Origin of the sequence: Mesorhizobium sp. WSM3626 (assembly GCF_000513935.1) — a bacterium.
GTDB classification, from domain to species: Bacteria; Pseudomonadota; Alphaproteobacteria; order Rhizobiales; family Rhizobiaceae; genus Mesorhizobium; species Mesorhizobium salmacidum.
The window spans coordinates 103,907-120,864 of the sequence record NZ_AZUY01000009.1 but is presented as its reverse complement, the minus strand read 5'-3'; the positions used below and the strand labels follow the sequence as shown (position 1 = coordinate 120,864).

16 protein-coding genes are annotated in these 16,958 nt (G+C 64.3%); 11 read left to right on the top strand and 5 right to left on the bottom strand.

Annotation, left to right across the window (positions count from 1 at the left end; genetic code table 11):
- Positions 1-2: 2 nt before the first annotated feature.
- The 3 genes from M653_RS0109855 to lpxK are packed head-to-tail and all read left to right on the top strand — an operon-like array spanning position 3 to position 3,134.
- On the top strand, positions 3-794 hold the full coding sequence (locus tag M653_RS0109855; protein WP_027143203.1) for a lysophospholipid acyltransferase family protein: 792 nt from the start codon (positions 3-5) through the stop codon (positions 792-794).
- Positions 791-2,107, top strand: coding sequence for a lipid IV(A) 3-deoxy-D-manno-octulosonic acid transferase (waaA, locus tag M653_RS0109850; RefSeq protein ID WP_027143202.1), 1,317 nt, complete (start codon positions 791-793; stop codon positions 2,105-2,107). Before M653_RS0109855 ends, waaA begins: the two co-directional genes overlap by 4 nt.
- Position 2,108: 1 nt before the next feature.
- On the top strand, positions 2,109-3,134 hold the full coding sequence (gene lpxK, locus M653_RS0109845) for a tetraacyldisaccharide 4'-kinase (protein ID WP_027143201.1): 1,026 nt from the start codon (positions 2,109-2,111) through the stop codon (positions 3,132-3,134).
- Here the strand turns inward: lpxK and M653_RS0109840 are convergent.
- Complete coding sequence (locus M653_RS0109840; protein ID WP_027143200.1) at positions 3,131-3,364, bottom strand: DUF2093 domain-containing protein; 234 nt, start codon at positions 3,362-3,364, stop codon at positions 3,131-3,133. The genes lpxK and M653_RS0109840 overlap by 4 nt on opposite strands.
- A gap of 115 nt (positions 3,365-3,479) precedes the next feature.
- Here M653_RS0109840 and M653_RS1000000134940 point away from each other — a divergent pair, with 115 nt between their 5' ends.
- Positions 3,480-4,082 (top strand): hypothetical protein, encoded by a 603-nt coding sequence (locus M653_RS1000000134940; RefSeq protein ID WP_051442641.1) that lies wholly within the window; start codon positions 3,480-3,482, stop codon positions 4,080-4,082.
- A 60-nt stretch (positions 4,083-4,142) separates the two neighbouring features.
- Here the strand turns inward: M653_RS1000000134940 and M653_RS0109830 are convergent, their stop codons facing one another.
- Complete coding sequence (locus tag M653_RS0109830) at positions 4,143-5,069, bottom strand: LysR substrate-binding domain-containing protein (RefSeq protein ID WP_027143199.1); 927 nt, start codon at positions 5,067-5,069, stop codon at positions 4,143-4,145.
- Positions 5,070-5,160: 91 nt separating this feature from the next.
- Here M653_RS0109830 and M653_RS0109825 point away from each other — a divergent pair, with 91 nt between their 5' ends.
- Together M653_RS0109825 and M653_RS0109820 are read left to right on the top strand one after the other, a co-directional pair.
- On the top strand, positions 5,161-6,054 hold the full coding sequence (locus tag M653_RS0109825) for a DMT family transporter (RefSeq protein WP_027143198.1): 894 nt from the start codon (positions 5,161-5,163) through the stop codon (positions 6,052-6,054).
- A gap of 167 nt (positions 6,055-6,221) precedes the next feature.
- A complete protein-coding gene (locus M653_RS0109820; RefSeq protein ID WP_156938177.1) occupies positions 6,222-6,950 on the top strand; it encodes a hypothetical protein in 729 nt (242 codons plus the stop codon).
- A gap of 22 nt (positions 6,951-6,972) precedes the next feature.
- Here the strand turns inward: M653_RS0109820 and mutL are convergent, their stop codons facing one another.
- Together mutL and M653_RS0109810 are read right to left on the bottom strand one after the other, a co-directional pair.
- A complete protein-coding gene (gene mutL, locus M653_RS0109815; RefSeq protein ID WP_027143196.1) occupies positions 6,973-8,862 on the bottom strand; it encodes a DNA mismatch repair endonuclease MutL in 1,890 nt (629 codons plus the stop codon).
- 43 nt (positions 8,863-8,905) lie between these two features.
- Positions 8,906-9,808: a LysR substrate-binding domain-containing protein gene (locus M653_RS0109810; RefSeq protein WP_027143195.1), complete on the bottom strand. Its 903-nt coding sequence runs from the start codon at positions 9,806-9,808 to the stop codon at positions 8,906-8,908.
- A gap of 91 nt (positions 9,809-9,899) precedes the next feature.
- Here M653_RS0109810 and M653_RS0109805 point away from each other — a divergent pair, with 91 nt between their 5' ends.
- The 5 genes from M653_RS0109805 to M653_RS0109785 all read left to right on the top strand — a co-directional run bounded on the left by M653_RS0109805 (position 9,900) and on the right by M653_RS0109785 (position 16,484).
- Positions 9,900-11,450 carry a trimethylamine methyltransferase family protein gene (locus tag M653_RS0109805; RefSeq protein ID WP_027143194.1) on the top strand — a complete coding sequence of 517 codons (1,551 nt, stop codon included), beginning with the start codon at positions 9,900-9,902 and terminating at the stop codon, positions 11,448-11,450.
- Between the two features lie 46 nt (positions 11,451-11,496).
- Positions 11,497-13,146 (top strand): ABC transporter substrate-binding protein, encoded by a 1,650-nt coding sequence (locus M653_RS0109800; protein ID WP_027143193.1) that lies wholly within the window; start codon positions 11,497-11,499, stop codon positions 13,144-13,146.
- Positions 13,147-13,263: 117 nt separating this feature from the next.
- Entirely contained in the window at positions 13,264-15,246 is a 1,983-nt protein-coding gene (locus M653_RS0109795; RefSeq protein WP_027143192.1) for an FAD-dependent oxidoreductase, read from the top strand.
- Between the two features lie 145 nt (positions 15,247-15,391).
- Positions 15,392-15,871 (top strand): DUF3828 domain-containing protein, encoded by a 480-nt coding sequence (locus M653_RS0109790; RefSeq protein ID WP_027143191.1) that lies wholly within the window; start codon positions 15,392-15,394, stop codon positions 15,869-15,871.
- 4 nt (positions 15,872-15,875) lie between these two features.
- Entirely contained in the window at positions 15,876-16,484 is a 609-nt protein-coding gene (locus M653_RS0109785) for a hypothetical protein (protein WP_027143190.1), read from the top strand.
- Positions 16,485-16,492: 8 nt separating this feature from the next.
- Here the strand turns inward: M653_RS0109785 and queF are convergent, their stop codons facing one another.
- Positions 16,493-16,954 carry a preQ(1) synthase gene (queF, locus tag M653_RS0109780; protein WP_027143189.1) on the bottom strand — a complete coding sequence of 154 codons (462 nt, stop codon included), beginning with the start codon at positions 16,952-16,954 and terminating at the stop codon, positions 16,493-16,495.
- Positions 16,955-16,958 lie beyond the last annotated feature (4 nt).

The following is a 16,958-nucleotide window of genomic DNA, read 5'->3' as shown; positions in this document are numbered from 1 at the left end:
CGATGGAGCGTGATCTGGCGAAAGAGCCAGCCAGCGAGGCCGCGCCCACGGGCAGGGGCGGCAGCCGCACGACCAAGGCCTTCTGGCGCAGGATTCGCGAGCCGCTCGCGCAATCCCGATTCGTCAAGAACGCTATTGCCAGCCTGCTCGCACAGTTCGTGCGGCTGGTTCGCCTGACCAGCCCCCTGGTCGCCGGATCGGCCCGCTTTGCGGGCGGCGCCTATGCCGAGTTCGAGCCGGGGATCATTGCTTTGTGGCATGGCCAGCATCTTTTGACGCCGGCCTTTTACCCCAAGCGCAAGCCGCTGGTCGCCATGGTGTCGCGCAGCGCCGATGCTGAACTCAACGCCCTGATGCTGGAGAAATTCGGCATCGAGGCGGTGCGCGGTTCGGGCGGGCGCGAGAATGCCAGGCATCTCGACAAGGGCGGGGCCAAGGCCCTCATCGCCCTCAAAAAGTCGCTCACCGCAGGCAAGAACGTCGCCATGATCGCAGACATTCCCCACGGTACCCCTCGCGATGCAGGGCTCGGTATCGTTCTTTTGGCTCGCCTCTCCGGCCGGCCGCTGCTGCCCGTCGCCATCGCCACCAGCCGCCGCAAGGTGCTGGAAAAGAGCTGGGACAAAACCACCATCAACCTGCCCTTCGGCCGCTCCGCCGTGACCATCGGCACGCCGATCTTTGTGGCGGCGGATGCCGACGATGCCGAAATGGAGCGCAAGCGCCAGGAAGTGACGGCCGCCCTCAACGCCGCGACCGCCGAGGCCTACCGTCTCGTGGATGGTCCGCGGTGAGCGGCCGCTGGGCACGTACCATGCTGTCGGCATACCGTTTTGCCGGCGCGGCCGCCTATCCCCTGGTCGGGCCTTACGTCGCCTGGCGCACCTCGCGCGGCAAGGAAGACCGCAACCGAAGGCGCGAGCGCTATGGCGTCGCCGGCCGCCCGCGCCCCGAGGGGCCGGTGATCTGGATCCATGCCGCGAGCGTCGGCGAGACCTTGGCCGTCGTGCCGCTGGTCGAAAGCATCCTCGACTATGGCGTCAACATCGTGCTGACGACCGGCACGGTGACCTCCGCCCAGGTCGTGGACGAGCGGCTCGGCGACCGCATCATCCACCAATATGTGCCGCTCGATCTGAAGCCGGCGGTCAGCCGCTTCCTCGATCACTGGAAACCTGATCTGGCAATCATCGCCGAATCCGAGATCTGGCCGATGACCATCCTCGAACTCGGTGCGCGCCACGTGCCGCAGGTGCTGGTCAATGGCCGGCTTTCCGATCGCTCGTTCACCTCGTGGAAGAAGCGGGCCAACATCGCCGAGGCGCTGTTCGAGAATCTGGCCCATGTCGTTGCGCAATCCGACGTCGACGGCGAGCGTTTTCGCGCGCTCGGCGCCCGGCCGGTCACGGTGTCGGGCAATCTCAAGGTCGACACCAACCCGCCGCCGGTCGACCAACGGGCGCTTGCCACTTTGCAGCGGCAGATCGGCGGTCGGCCGACCTGGGCGGCGATCTCGACCCATGATGGCGAGGAAGTGGTCGCCGCGGAAGTCCACGCGACGCTGCACAAGCGTCACCACGGCCTTTTGACAATCGTCGTCCCGCGCCATCCCGATCGGGCCGAAGCCCTTGCCGCGCAGATTTCCGGCATGGGACTGAAGGTCGCGCGGCGCAGCAAGGGTGACCGTATCGGTCCCGACACCGATATCCTGCTTGGCGATACGATCGGCGAAATGGGGCTTTATCTCCGCCTGACCGAAATCGCTTTCGTCGGCCGTTCGCTGACCTCCGAAGGCGGCCAGAACCCGCTCGAGCCGGCCATGCTCGACACGGCGGTTCTCGCCGGTCGCAACGTGCAGAATTTTCGCGAGGCCTATCAACGCCTGCTCGACAGCGGCGGCGCCAAGCTGGTGCGCGATCGCGACATGCTGGCTGGCGCCGTCAATTTCCTCCTGACCAACGAAGTGGCTCGCCACGAGATGATGGCGGCGGGAATCGCGACTGTCGATGAGATGCGCGGCGCACTGGCACGCACACTCAAATCGCTCGAACCCTATATCCAGCCGCTGGTGGTCAAGGCGCGCCTGAAGGGCGCGAACGGGCGTTAGCGTGGCCTCGGAGGCACCACCATTCTGGTGGGAAGAGCCGGACTGGAAAGTCCTGGCGCTATCGCCGCTGTCGGCTGTCTATGCGCTGGTCGCCGGTCGCGGCATGCGGCGGGCCCGACGCGAGAAGATCCAGGCGCCGGTTCTGTGCGTCGGCAATTTCACCGTTGGCGGCACCGGCAAGACGCCGGTGGCGATCGCGCTCGCCCAACAGGCCAAGCGCATGCGGCTGAAACCGGGTTTCCTGTCGCGCGGCCATGGCGGTTCCTTCGCCGAACCGCATGTCGTCGATATCCGTCATGACAGCGCCAAGCACGTCGGCGACGAGCCGCTTCTGTTGGCCGAACATGCCCCGGTTGCAGTGACGCCGAACCGTGCCGCCGGCGCCCGGCTGCTGCTGGAAAAGCACGGCTGTGATTTCCTGATCATGGACGACGGCTTCCAGAGCGCGCGCATCCACATCGATTATGCGCTGGTCGTGGTCGATGCCCGTTATGGGATCGGCAATGGCCGCGTCATCCCGGGCGGTCCGCTCAGGGCCAAAATCGTCGACCAGCTGGTCTTCACCAGCGGGCTGCTGAAGATGGGCGAGGGCACCGCCGCCGATGCCGTGGTCCGCCGGGCAGCGCGTGCCGGCCGGCCGATCTTCGAGGCCCACACGGAGCCGAGCAGCAAGGCGGGGCTTGCCGGAAAGCGGTTTCTGGCCTTTGCCGGCATCGGTCATCCCGAAAAGTTCTTCGACACGGTGCGCGAGGCCGGCGGCGAAGTGATCCTGTCCAGGCCCTTTCCGGACCATCACTTTTACGCCGAGGACGAGCTCGCCGAACTGGCCGCGACGGCGCGGGCCGAAGGCCTTGGCCTGATCACCACCGCCAAGGACGCCGCCCGGTTGCGCCATGGCGCCCCGCAGGATTTTCTCGACCGTCTCGACGTGCTGGAAATCGACACGATTTTCGAGCTTGATCACGTTCCCGAACGCATCATCGAGGAAACGCTCGATGCCTGGCGCCAGCGTAAGCTGAGAGGCTAACCCCGCTTGCGCAGTTCCGGATGCACCTCGATTTCGCGGCGCAGCGATGCGCTCGCGTTCACGTAGGGCTCCTGCCTGGCAACGCTCCAGTATTTCAGCTCGTCCAGTGGGATGTTTTCGCCCGTCACGGCGCAGCGCACGAACGAGCCGGGGCTGGTGACCTGGAAATCGCCATCGAGATAGCGGATGCGGGCTTCCTTGCCGCCCGGGCCTTCGAAACGGTTCATCATGCGGTGGTACTTGAGTTCATCGGGGATTCAATCGCCATAAATCGTGGGCAAGGTCAAGCTTGGCGCAATGCTCATGTAATATTGCCCTTTGGCACAATGGTTGTCAGGAAGCGCCATGGACATCGCCAATGCAAGCATGCCGTCTTTGCTGAAAGAAGCACTCACGCCCCAACCGGTGCCTTCCCTCAAGGCCGACCCGGCGACCGCGGCGCTGGTCAAGGCGCTCGTCCAGCCGCCGGCGCCCGCGATGGTGCAATCGGCGCAGTTCGCCGCCCAGGCGCTGCAAGGCTCGCTGCCGCGACCGGCCGCTCAGACCTCGCAACGCCTGTCATCCTCCGAAATCGAGGATGCTTACCGGGCCGTCATGGAACCTGACGCCGCCACCCACCATGCACCGGCAGGAACGTCGACGCGTGGGGCAGGGACGGACACCGATCAGGATTGGCGCGGCTTCGCCCCGCAGCAGACGATGGCGACTGACAGCACACCCAAACTGGCAGCGGCCCCGGCCCCGTCCACATTTTCGCCTGCTGTCGCTTCCGCCGCGGTGCTGGTCGCGGCCAACGCCAACGCGCCGCAACCGCGCGGTGCCTCCATCCGTCCCGCGGGCCATGCTCCGCGATCCGAGCCAGCTCCGTCGTCGCTGTGGACGATATCGATCGTGACGGCCATCGTCTCGGCCGCGACCACCATGATTGTGCTTTTTCTGTTTCGTTGAGAGGCATCGCGCGATTTCCGACCGCGACCGTCGCGCATTGTCTCCGAGACGCGTCGCAGCCTAATCGTCATCCTGCAGGAAAGCTTCCAGCCTTGCCGAAGCAAGCCCGGCCTGTTCGGCAATGCGCCTGGCGAGATCGGCGGCGGCCGCGCGCGGTCGGCCGACCGGACGATCCAGCCAGTAGGAAACGGGATTGAGCGCGGTGCGATCGTCGACGGCGACGAGGCGCCCCGATTCTATCTGGTGCTCGGTGAGCGGTGGCCGCGCCAGCGCGATGCCGAGACCATGGGCTGCGGCATCGAGCACCAGATTGTAGTCCTCGAAGCGGCGGTCTTGCGGGCGCGGCCGGTAATCCATGTCCTGCGCGGCGAACCAGGCGCGCCAGCCCGAAGCGTCGGAATCGTTGATCAGCGGGAATTTGAGCAACCGGGCCGGGTCGCCACCGCCGATCTCTCGTGCGAGGCCCGGCGAGGCGATCGGGAAGAGAAGTTCTTCGAACAGTTGCACCGAGACACGGCCCGGGACGCGGCCGCGACCGCAGCGGACCGACAGATCGATGCCTTCGTCTGCGAGGTCGGCCTGACGGTTGTCGACGTCGAGCACGATGCGCAGGCGGGTAGGGTCGTTTTCCAGCGTTGCCATACGCGGCATCAGCCACAAGCCGCTCACCGATGGAATGGAGGCCAGGCGCACCACGGCGGTGCCGCGCGGCTCCACCCACCGATCCGAATTGACCGATATCAGCGCGAAGGCTTCGGTGGTCCTGAGATGCAGGCGATTGCCTTCGTTGGTCAGCGACACGCCGCGCGCGCCGCGTTCGAAAACCTTCAGGCCAAGCCAGTCCTCGAGCTTGGCGATCTGCCGGCTGACGGCGCCATGGGTGAGGTTGAGTTTTTCAGCGGCGGCCGAAAAGCTTCCCGTGCGGGCCGCCGCGTCGAAGGCGCGCAATGTCTCCAGCGGCAGCATGCTGTTCGAGCTGTGATCCATGCTCACAGGTGACCCTCGATTTGGTCGTTTGTCAATTGAGCTGGAAAGGCGTTTTCTGCGACTGAGACCTGAAGAATCCGAGGGCAATGAGATGAGCGCAACGACAGGCACGTTGAATTCAACACAGCGGATGGACACCACGGCCGCCATCGCCGTGGCGCTGACGGTGATCGGCTGGGCCTCCGCCTTCCCGGCGATCCGGGCCGGGCTCGCCGCTTTCCAGCCGTTGGAGCTTGGCGCCCTGCGCTTTGCCATAGCCGCCGTGCCGGCTGCCATCTTCCTCGCCGTCAAGCGTCCGGCGCTGCCCAGGATCGGCGATTTCTGGCGCTTCGCCTTCGGCGGCGCCATTTTCGTCGCCCTCTACACGGCGATGCTCAATTTTGGCGAGCAGACCGTCTCGGCCGGAGCAGCCGGCTTCATCATCAATGTCAGTCCCATCTTCACCGCCATCATGGCGATGGCCCTGCTTGGCGAGCGCTTCTCAGGCCTGGCCTGGAGCGGTACCGTCATTTCCTTCGCCGGCATCGGCATCATCGCCATCGCCGATGGGCATGGCCTGCATTTCAACGCCGGCGCGCTGCTGGTGCTTGGTTCGGCACTCTGCTCGGCCGTCAACACCATCGTCCAGAAGCCGCTGTTTGCCCGCCACAATCCGCTGACCATCGCGGCGTCCAACATGGTGCTCGGCGCGCTCTGCCTGGCGCCCTTCCTGCCCGCTGCTCTCCAGCAGGCCGCCGTCGCGAACACCGCCGGCCTTGGCGCCGTCATTTATCTCGGCATCGTGCCGAGCCTGATCGCCTATGCGGCCTGGGCGACCGCGCTGTCGCGCCTGCCGGCGGCGCGTGCCTCGAACTTCTTGTACCTAGTCTCGCCGATGTCGGCCCTGATCGGCTTCTTCTGGCTGGGCGAGGTGCCGACGCTGCTCGGCATTCTCGGCGGCGCGCTGGCGCTCGGCGGCGTTATCGTGGTGAATTTGAAACGCTAATTCAAAAGGTTGCGGTCTTTCCCTGACTCGGATCAGGAACGACGGATTTCATCGCCAGTTGACGGCTGCCGCAACGCAAGGCAACTGTCACGCAGTCTTGGCGGATTGTCGTCGCGGAGCGCAGCGGGGTTGGGATGGGAAGACGTTTTATCTCAACGGTCATTTGCTTGTTGCTGCTCAACGCAAAAGCCGTTGCGGGTTGGTACCACGTGGAAAACTACGAGGGTTTCCTCGGGTCGTCTCCTATCCATTTCTCCATCCAGACAGATGACAGCTTAGGCAGCGCGCCAGAGGTCAATGGAAGCTACTTCTACGACGCGAAGCAAATCCCGATTGCGCTGTATGGCACGGTCAGCGGCACCAGGTTCGTGCTTTGCGAGATTTCAGACGATAAGGAGCTTTATCGGATAATAGTGCAGGGACCGACGCCCCCTGTCGACACCGCAAGGTGCCCATTGTCCCTCGATCTCAAGGGAAACGCTTTGACAGGAAGCTGGAGCAAGGGCACGGACAGATATCCCGTCACCCTCAAGAAAATCGCGAGCTTGGATGACACCGGCGAGGCAAAGATCGACGGCACTGTCGAGATCCCCTTCTGGGCGCAGACAGCCACCCACAGGTTTTCGGGAATTTACACGAATACCGGTGGCGGCCTTTGCATGGAAAAAGTGCAGGTCATCAAAAAGAGCAGCCGCAAGGTTGTCCAGGAAATTACCTTCGCCGATGACGACGCTTGCAGTGCCGGCATGCTGAAGACGATCATCTACATGAACGTCCAGAAATGGGTGGAGCGAGGCAAGGACGTCATTTCCGTGAATTTTCAAGGCGGCGGCGCCGGAACCGCGGTCGACTACGTCTTCAATTCACGGACAAGGAAATATCAGCAGATGAAATGAGGGCTGGCCCGTTAGGGCCGGTTCACCGCCGCCCGAACAGCCGCTCGATGTCCGCCAGCTTGAGCTCGATATAGGTCGGCCGGCCATGATTGCAGGTGCCTGAGCCCGGCGTCGCCTCCATCTGGCGCAGCAGCGCGTTCATCTCCTCGGCCTTGAGCAGCCGGCCGGAGCGCACGGAGCCGTGGCAGGCCATGGTCGCCGCGATCTTGTCCAGCCGACCTTTGAGTGTCTCGACCGTGTCGTTGTCGGCGATCTCGTCGGCGAGGTCGCGCACCAATTGCTGGACATTGGTCTCGCCCAGCATCGACGGCGTCTCGCGCACGGCAACCGCGCCCGGGCCGAAACGCTCGATGCCGAGGCCGAAGCGGGCGAGCGTTTCGGAATGCATGGCGAGCCTCTCGGCGTCCTCTTCCGGCAAGTCTATGATCTCGGGCAGAAGCAGCATCTGCGAGGGCACTGGCCGCGAGTGCAGGGCGTTCTTCAGCGCTTCATAGACCAGCCGCTCATGGGCCGCGTGCTGGTCGACGATGACGAGCGAATCCCTGGTCTGGGCGACGATGTAGTTCTCGTGCACCTGGGCGCGCGCCGCACCCAGCACCGCGCCGAGCAGCGTCTCGGTTGCCTCATTCTGCCCGGCACGCGCATCGGCGCTGGCGAGCGGGTCGGCATCGAACGCCGCCTGGTCGCTCTCGCCGAAGCCGGCGGTTCTTGCATTGCCGCGTTCAAAGCCGGCGCCTGAGAATTGCATGTCGAGCGGTCGCTGCGGCGAGCGCGAAGGGTCGAAACCCGCGGGACCGGACGCGCGGAAGGCTGCTTCGTAGCTGCGATGGCCATTTGTCGGGCCGCCGTGATCATAGGGCGCGGCGCCCGGACGGAACGCAGCCATCATGCCGGCGGCACCCGTGGTGGCGGAGCGGATGCCGGCATCGGCCAACGCCTGCCGGATCGCGCCGACGATCAGGCCGCGCACGAGGCCCGGATCACGGAATCGGACATCGGCCTTGGCCGGATGGACGTTGACGTCGACGATGGCCGGATCAAGCGTCAGGAACAGCACGGTCACGGCGTGGCGGTCGCGCGGCAGGACATCGGCGAAGGCGCCGCGGATGGCGCCGGCGATCAGCTTGTCGCGCACCGGCCTGCCATTGACATAGGCGTATTGCTGCAGCGCGTTGGCGCGGGTGAAGGACGGGATCGACACATGGCCGGTCAGGTGCACGCCTTCGCGCATCGCGTCGATGGCAATGGAATTGTCGGGAAAGTCGGCGCCCATCACCTGCGCGACACGGCGCAGGCTGCCGTCCGCGCTGTCCTCGGTCGCCGGCAGTTCCAGCGTCGTGCGGTCGGATCCGGCCAGCGTGAAACGCACTGTGGGGAAGGCGATGGCGATGCGCTTGACGATGTCGCTGATGGCCGAGCTTTCGGCGCGTTCGCCTTTCATGAATTTCAGCCGTGCCGGCGTGGCGAAGAACAGGTCGCGCACCTCCACGGTGGTGCCGCGATTGGCTGCAGCCGGCCTGATGGGCAGGACGCGGCCGCCCTCGATGCCGATCTCGGCGGCGCTGTCGCCCGAAGCCGTGCGCGAGCGGATCGACAGCCGCGACACCGAGCCGATCGACGGCAACGCCTCGCCGCGAAAACCAAGCGAGCGGATGTCGTGGATGTCCTCGGCAAGCTTGGACGTGCAGTGACGCGCGATCGCCAGCGCCAGCTCCTGCTCCGGAATGCCGGAGCCGTCGTCGGTGACGCGGATAAGGTTCAGCCCGCCGCCCGACGTGACGACCTCTACCTTGCTTGCACCGGCATCGAGCGCGTTCTCGACCAGTTCCTTGACCACGCTCGCCGGACGCTCGATGACTTCGCCGGCGGCGATCTGGTTGATCATCGTTTCGGAAAGCTGGCGAATGGGCATGATCTGATCTTACACGGATTCGGTCGTTGCGTGCGAGGCCACTTTACGCCTGCGCGACCAGCCAGTCTCTTACCTTGCGGGCATTGTCCGAGAGCTCGCGGTTCTTCGGCCACACGACATAGAAGGCCTTGCCGGTCTTGAGCACGTGGTTCGTCACCGGCACCAGCAGGCCCGTCGCCAGCAGCCGCTCGGCAAGGTGCCGCCAGCCCAGCGCAATGCCTTGTCCCTCCATGACGCCCTGGATTACCAAGCCATAGTCATTGATGCGCAGGCCTCGCGCGGTATTGCTCAGGCTGCCGCCGGCCGACTGGAACCATTCGTCCCAGCTTGCCGCTTCACGATAGGGCTCCTCGAGGTGAATGAGACGGTGCGTGGCCAGTTCCTCGATGCTCCCCGGCATGCCGAACTTGGCCAGATAGCCGGTGCCGGCGACGGGGAAGATCTCCTCATCGGCGAGCGGCAGCGAGTGGTAGTCCGGCCATTCCCTGGGCTCGCCGCCGCGCACAGCCAGCGGGATACCTTCGGCGATGATGTCGAGATCACGGTCGGCGGTCTGGATGCGCAGGTCGATGCCCGGCAATTCGTCGCGGAACTGCTGCAGGCGCGGCATCATCCAGAAGGAACCGAAAGCGGTCGAGGCGGCAAGCGTCACATGGCCACCGGTCGCCTGCAGGCGCAGATCCTCGGCGGATTTGCGGATATGCGACAAGCCCAGCGAGACGTCGGCATGGAACCGCTCGCCGGCTTCCGTCAGGCTGACTTGCCGGTGGCGGCGCTGGAACAGCTTGGCGCCGAGCTGCTCTTCCAGTCCGCGCACCGCATAGGAGACGGCCGCCTGCGTCATGCCGAGCTCGCGCCCGGCGGCGGTGAAGCTCGACAGCCGGCCCGCCGCCTCGAAGACGATCAGGCTGCCGGCGGACGGCAGGAGGTGGCGCAGGCTTCGCATAAGCACAGCTTATACAAGAGATCAGGATTTTCCAGCGTCACAGCCATATTTCACCTCGCTAACTTGGCTGGAACGGACGCCAGGAGGTCTCATGAACGCACCCGCCGCTGAATTGACCGAACCGACCCATCGCCGTGGCGGTGGCCGTCTCGGGCGCAAGGCGCTTCGGGGGGCACCAATCGCCTCGTTCCCAACCCTGGTTCGTCAGATCCCGGTGTACCAGATGGTTCCGGACGAGGCGGTGGAACTGATCCACGAGGAGTCGCTTTCGATCCTGGAAGAGGTCGGTTGCGAATTCCGCGACGACGAGGCCATCGCCTTGTGGAAGGCCGCCGGTGCCGATGTCCGGGAAACGCGGGTCCGCATCGATCGCGCGCTGCTGATGGAACTCGTCTCCAAGGTTCCCTCCGAGTTCACGCTCAACGCGCGCAATCCCGAGCGTACGGTGCGCGTCGGCGGCAAGAACTCGATCTTCGTGCCGATGTATGGCGCGCCCTATGTGCGCGACCTCGACAACAACAGGCGCTACGGTACGCTTGCCGACCTCAACAATTTCCACAAGCTCGCCTACATGGCGCCGGCGCTGCACTCGTCGAGTTCGATCATCTGCGAGCCGATGGAAATTGCCGTGCCCAAGCGGCACCTGCACATCATCCATTCGGCGCTGAAATATTCCGACAAACCGTTCATGGGCATCGTGACGTCCAAGGAGCGGGCGGAAGATACGATGGCGATGGCCGGCGTCGTGTTCGGCGAGGAGTTCGTCCGCGACAATCCGGTGCTGGTTGCAATCACCAACTGCAATTCGCCGCTGGTCTGGGACGCCACCATGCTGGACGCGATGAGAGTGTATGCGCGCCACAATCAGCCGCTGATCCTGGCGCCCTTCGCGCTCTGCGGCGCCTCGACCTCGGCGTCGGCCGTCGGTGCGGTTGCGCAGGTCAACGCCGAGGCGCTTGCCGGCGTGGCCTTCACCCAGCTCATCCGTCCGGGTTCACCCCAGATCTACGGCCAGTTCATGGTCACGGTCGACATGAAGACCGGCGCTCCGATGGGCGGCACGCCGGAAGCCGCCCAGATGATGTATCTGATGGGTGCGCTGGCGCGGAAATACAAACTGCCGTGGCGCACGTCAGGCTTCCATGTCGGCTCGAAGCTCAACGATGCCCAGGCCGGCTACGAGGCGAACATGTTGATGCATGCCGCCATCCTTGCCGGCGCCAACTACATCTGGCATTCGGCCGGCTGGCTGGAAGCAGGTCTCACCTGCGGGTACTCGAAATTCGCCACCGACTGCGAACAGCTCGTCGGCTGGTACAAATACGCGGGCGGCCTGCCTTTCGACGATTTCAAGGAAGCGATGGCGGCGATCCGCGAGGTCGGACCGCAAGGCCATTTCCTTGGCACCCAGCACACGCTCGAACATTTCGAGAAGGCTTTCTTCATGCCGAGCATCATGGACTTCAACTCCTACGAACAATGGAAGGCGGAAGGGGCGAAGGACCACGACACGCGCGGCCGCGAGAAGGCGCGCAACATGCTCGCCGATTATGAGGAGCCGAAACTCGACGAAGGCATCGCCGACGGTCTCAAGGATTTGATCGCGCGGCGCGAGGAAAAATTGCCCGACAGCGTTAGTTGAAAAACAACAGACAAAGACCTGACGGGAACAACAAGGGGAGAGTGACATGACGGTTTTCAAAAGTAATGGCGATCGTGTGCCGCAGGCTATCGAAGCGATGGCAACGGAGGCGCGGGCGGGTCGCATGGACCGGCGCGAGTTCCTGGCGCTGGCCAGCGCGCTTGGCGCATCGACGGCGTTTGCCTATGGCATGATCGGCCTCGCCGCGCCGACGCAAGCTCTGGCCGAGGAGCCGAAGAAGGGCGGGACGCTGCACGTCTCGATGGCGGTGAAGGCGCAGAAGGATCCGCGTACTTACGACTGGGTGGAACTGGCCAACATCTCGCGCAGCTGGCTAGAGCCGTTGGTTCGCTACACCAGACAATTCACCTTCGAGCCGGTGCTGCTCGAAAGCTGGGACATCAACGACGACGCCACCGAATACACGTTGCATGTGCGCAAGGGCGTCACCTGGAACAATGGCGATGCCTTCAATGCCGATGACGTGGTGCACAATGTGACGCGCTGGTGCGAGAAGGGCGTCGCCGGCAACTCGATGGCGGCGCGCGTCGGTGCGCTGATCGATGCCAAGACCGGCAAGGCCAGGGACGGTGCCATCACCAAGGTCGACGACAATACGGTCAAGCTGAAGCTCAGCGAGCCCGACATTTCGCTCATTCCGAACTTCACCGATTACCCCGCCCTTATCGTGCACCGGAATTTCGATACCGATGGCGCCGATCCGATCAAGAAGCCGATCGGCACGGGAGCGTTCGAGCTGGTCTCTTACGACGTCGGCCAGAAGGCGGTGGTCAAGCGCCGCGAGAACGGCAAGTGGTGGGGTGGCGAGGCGCCGCTCGACGGGGTTGAATTCATCGATTACGGCACCGACTTCAACGCCACGGTGAACGCTTTCGACTCCGGCGAGGTCGATGTCAACTTCGAGTCGCCCGCCGACTTCATCGACATTCTCGACAAGATGGGGCTGCAGAAATCGGAGGTCGCGACCGCCACCACGCTGGTTGCCCGCACCAACATCACGCACAAGCCATATGACGACCAGCGCGTTCGCAACGCCCTGCAGATGGCGGTCGACAACAACGCGGTGCTGCAACTCGGCTATAATGGCCGGGGCACGGTCGGCGAGAACCACCATGTCAGCCCGATCCATCCCGAATATTATGCCCTGCCCAAGAAGGAGCGCGATGCCGCGGGCGCCAAGAAGCTGATGGCGGAAGCCGGCCAGGCCGACTTCGAGCACGAGCTGATCACCATCGAGGACGACTGGCAGAAGAACACCGGCGATGCGATCGCCGGCCAGCTGCGCGACGCCGGTATCAAGGTGAAGCGCACCGTGCTGCCGGGCTCGACCTTCTGGAACGACTGGACGAAATATCCCTATTCGATGACCATCTGGTACATGCGCCCGCTCGGTGTCCAGGTGCTGGCGCTGGGCTATCGCACCGGCGAGGCGTGGAATGAATCGGCTTATTCCAATCCCGATTTCGACGCCAAGCTCAAGCAGGCGCTCTCGCTGATCGACGTCGCCAAGCGCAAGGAGGTGATGAAGGATGTCGAGCAGATCCTGCAGGACTCCGGCGTCATCATCCAGCCGTTCTGGCAGAAGCTCTACAGCCATACGAACAAGAAGGTGAAGAACTACGGCGTCCACCAGACCTTCGAAATGGATCTCCAGAACGTCTGGCTGGACGCCTAGCTTCAAGGATCGCGGCAAGCCGGCACTCTCGAGGTGCCGGCTTTCCGGCAAAAAAGCAACTTTGGTTGCGAGCGCTGGCGCCTGGGTGCCGCCGCCAAGGCTTTGAAGGAGCGGTGCATGTCTGGGCGGGTCTTCAACCGGCTGTTCACGCCGGCCACTCTGCGCGGCAAGACGTTACGCAACAGGATCGTGTTCGGAGCCCATACCGCCAACATGGCGGTGGAGGGGCTGCCGACCGCGCGGCATGTCGGCTATTACGCGGAACGCGCCATCGGCGGCGCCGGCATGATTGTGGTCGAGCCGATGCCCGTGCATCAGGCCGCCGTGCTTACCCGCGGCAACTTCAGCCCGTCCGATGACCGCGTCATCCCGCATTTTCGCAAGGTGACGGAGGCGATTCGCGGCAACGGCGCCGTCGCCATCCAGCAGCTCTACCATGTTGGCCAGCACGCGGACGCGGACAACTCGTTTCACCCCGGTTGGTCGCCTTCCGGCCTGCCGAGCTACCACGATTCCGACGGTTCGCATCGGATGTCCGAAGCCGAGATTGAAGAAACGATCGACGGCTTTGTCCAGGCGGCGCGCCGTTGCCGCGAGGCCGGCTTCGACGGCGTCGAGGTCTGGGCGGCGTACCATTCGATGCTGGACCAGTTCTGGACATCCTGGTCGAACCGCCGGGACGACCGATGGGGCGGCAGCCTTGAAAACCGCACCCGGATGAGCCGTGAGGTGATGACCAGGATTCGCCGGGAATGCGGCGATGATTTCATCATCGGTCTTGCGATCAGTGATGAGCCGGAAGTCGAAGTGGCGCTGAAGCGCGAAGCGCTGGCCGAGATAATCGACCTCCACGACCGCGATGCCTTGATGGACTATGTGACTTGCGGAACGGGTTCCTACTTCGACTTCTACAAGATCATGCCGACCTTTGTTTACCCGGAAAAGCTCGGTGCCGACCTGGCGTCCGTGCTCAAATCCACCGTGCGTCATGCGCTGATCACCGCCGAGAGCCATATCCGCACCGCCGAGAACGCCGAGAGCGTGTTGAGCGAAGGTCGCGCCGATCTCGTTTCCATCGTGCGCGGGCAGATCGCCGATCCGCATCTTGCGGCAAAGGCCGCCGCCGGACGGCCGCAGGACATTCGCGGCTGCCTGTCCTGCAACCAGATGTGCTGGGGCCGGCGCAGCCGTGACTACTGGATCAGCTGCGTCATCAATCCATCCGCGGGGCGGGAATGGGAGTGGGGCGGAGACCGCTTCGCTCCGGCCGCCCAGCCGAAGCGCGTGCTGGTCGTCGGCGGTGGCCCGGCCGGGCTCGAAGCGGCGCGCGCCGCGGCCGAGCGCGGTCACCGGGTGACACTGGCCGAAGCATCCGACCGCCTTGGGGGGCAGTTCCGTCTTGCGGGACTGCAGCCGCGCCGTGCCCAGATTCTGGATCTGATCGACTGGTACGAGCGCCAGCTCGGCCAGCTTCAGGTCGACATCCGCTACGGGCGGTATGTCGAAGCCGACGATGTCGAGCGCGAAGGCGCGGATCACGTCATCGTCGCGACCGGCTCGATGCCGCCAGACGGCGCTTTCCAGCGGGCCTTGCCGCAGTGGGACAGCATTCCGGGCGGCGGGCCGGTGCTCTCGACCGAAGCGGTGATGGCCCGTGAGGCGAGGCCGGGGAAAAATGTTCTCTTGCTGGACGATGGCGGCAATTGGAAAGGCTGCGGCACCGCCTGGAAACTTGCCGAGGATGGTCACAATGTGACGCTTGTGACGCCGGACGCCCTGGTTGGCAAAGAGCTTCAGCGAATGGCCGTCGACGCGCCGCTGCGGCGGGCGCTCGTCAAGCTGAAGGTGCGGTTTGTGACCGAGAGCGCCGTCGTTCACTGGGATGGCAGGATGGGCAGGATCGCTTCGCTGCTCGATGGAACCGAGCAGGAGATCGAAGCCGATGCGCTGGTCTTCGCCACGACGAATATGGCCGCCGACATGCTTTCCATCGAACTCGAAAGGCGCAAGATTGCCCACACTTCGATTGGTGATTGTACCGCTTCCAGGCAGGTGGCATTCGCCATCCATGACGGACGCAAGGCAGCGCTCGGCCTCTGAGTGCAAGCTTGGCCTGCACGTCCCGTCGAGATGACCCGCTTCAGCCGTGATGCGTGCGCAAGCGGGCTTCATGAACCGCAAAAAAACCGATATGCAGGATGCGTGGTATTGGTTGCTTCAAGCCATGAAAAGCCGGAGATTCTGCATGAGACCGACAGTGCTCCTTGCCGCCCTTTCGATAGCCTTGCCCGCCGCCGCCGTGGCCGGTCCGGCTTCCGACGCCGTGAAGTTCTTCTATGTCCCGCAGGTCAAGTTCGAGGCCGACGCGCAATACCGCGATCGCTTCACCGAGCCGGTGACGAAACTGTTCGACCTCAACGACCAGGCGACCAAGAAGAATCCGGACCAGGTCGCCTGTATCGACTTCGACCCCGGCCTCGACGCGCAGGATTTCGACCAGAAGACCCTGTCCAAGACACTGAAGCTGTCCGAGACGGTGGATGGCGACACGGCGCAAGTGGTGGCGAACTTCAGTCTTTTTCCGGAAGGAGACGATGCGCAGCGCGAAATGCACTGGTCGCTGAAGAAGGTCGACGGCAAATGGAAGATATCGGACATTGCATCGAAGACCAGCGACTGGACGCTGAGCCAGCTCGAATGCATGGCGGGCCAAGATCCGGAGTGAAGCAATGGCCGGTCGTGCGCTCCTGTCATTGTCGGCCATGTGCCTGCTGGCGGCTGGCTTGAACGGCGCATCCGCCCAGGGCCTGTTGGGCGCGCCGCCGGCAAATGCCCCTGCCGGCACCGCGCCTGATGACAGCGAGACGCCGCCGACAACCGCGCCTGGCGGAGCCGTGGAGCCGGCGACGCCACCCGTCGCATGGCCGCCGAGCGCGCCTGCCGCCCCCATCCAGCCGGGATCGCCGACAGCGGTCGTGCGGCCGTTTTACGATCAGGTCGGCCTCGAGGTGGATCCAGCCCAGCGCGGCCATTTCGTCGACCCGGCTAAAACCGTGCTCGACAAGAGCGATGCCTTGCGCAAATCCGGGCAGGGCGAGTGCCTCGACCCCAACATGGCGCTCGACAATGCGGACTACGACAAGGCCGAGATCGACAAGAGCCTGAAGACGCTCGAGGCAATCAACGGCGATCAGGCCAAGGTCATCGTCGCCTTCGTCGTCGGCGGCAACCCGCACCGCCTCGAATGGAAGTTCAAGAAGGTCGGCGGCGAATGGAAGATATCGGACCTTTTGTCGGTGACCGGCGAATGGGCGCTCAGCCAGTACCAGTGCGAATGATGGCCGAGCTAGCCGCGCCCGCGATAGGGGGCGACGCCGGTGTCCGGCAGCCAGGCGCCTTCCGGCGGAGCGCCGGTCTGCCAGAACACGTCGATCGGAATGCCGCCGCGCGGATACCAATAGCCGCCTATGCGCAACCAGAGCGGCTTGGTCGCGGCCACGATGCGACGTCCGATCATCACCGTGCAGTCTTCGTGGAAAGCGCCATGGTTGCGAAACGAGGTCATGAACAGCTTCAGCGACTTCGATTCCACCAGGGCGGCATCGGGTGCGTAGTCGATGACGATATGAGCGAAATCGGGCTGTCCGGTCACCGGGCAGAGCGAGGTGAATTCCNGGCAGGTGAAGCGCACGATCGCCGGCGGTCCGTCGCCGCGAGAAAACGGCACGGTTTCCAGGACCGCAGCTTCGGGGCTCTGTGGCGTCTCGACGTGCGTGCCGAGCTGGGTGAGGGTTTTGGTATCGATCATAAGC